This window comes from Meiothermus sp. (assembly GCF_025056915.1).
Classification (GTDB): Bacteria; Deinococcota; Deinococci; order Deinococcales; family Thermaceae; genus Meiothermus.
On sequence record NZ_JANWVH010000182.1, the window covers coordinates 1 to 617 of the forward strand.

A 617-nucleotide genomic window follows, 5' to 3' on the forward strand; every position below is an offset into this window, starting at 1 on the left:
ATCACGTCCTTCGAGCGATCGGTGATCTGGAGGTACCCGTCGCCATCGAGCGTGCCGACGTCGCCGGTCGGAAACCACCCGACGCGCAAGGGGTCGCCGCCTTCGCCCTTGAAGTAGCCGCGCATCACCCAGGGGCCGCGCACCTGAAGGTGGCCGAAGGTCCTGCCGTCGGCGGGAAGCTCGCGGCCTTCCTCGTCGACGATGCGCCAGTCGACGCCGAACGGCGGCCGGCCCTGCTTGATGCGGATCGCGAACTGCGCCTCGCGATCGAGCGCGAGGTGCTTCGCCTTCAGCGTGTTCACGCAGCCGAGCGGGCTCATCTCCGTCATGCCCCAGGCGTGCAGCACCTCCACACCGTACTCGTCGGCGAACTTTCGCATCATCGCCGGCGGGCAGGCCGAGCCGCCGATCACCACGCGCTTGAGCGTCGAGAACTTCAGCCGGTTCGCGTCCATGAACTGAAGGAGCCCGAGCCACACCGTCGGCACCCCTGCCGACATCGTGACGCGCTCGGCCTCGAACAGCTCGTAGAGGCTGCGCCCGTCCAGATGCTGGCCGGGGAAAACGAGTTTCGTTCCGCAGGCGGCGGCCGAATACGGCAGCCCCCACGCGTTGAC

Annotated in this window: 1 protein-coding gene; it reads right to left on the minus strand. The window is 68.2% G+C overall.

Annotated features, from left to right (window positions below; all coding sequences use genetic code 11):
• On the minus strand, positions 1-617 hold a 617-nt coding region (locus NZN28_RS14560; RefSeq protein WP_295399378.1), incomplete at both ends, for an AMP-binding protein.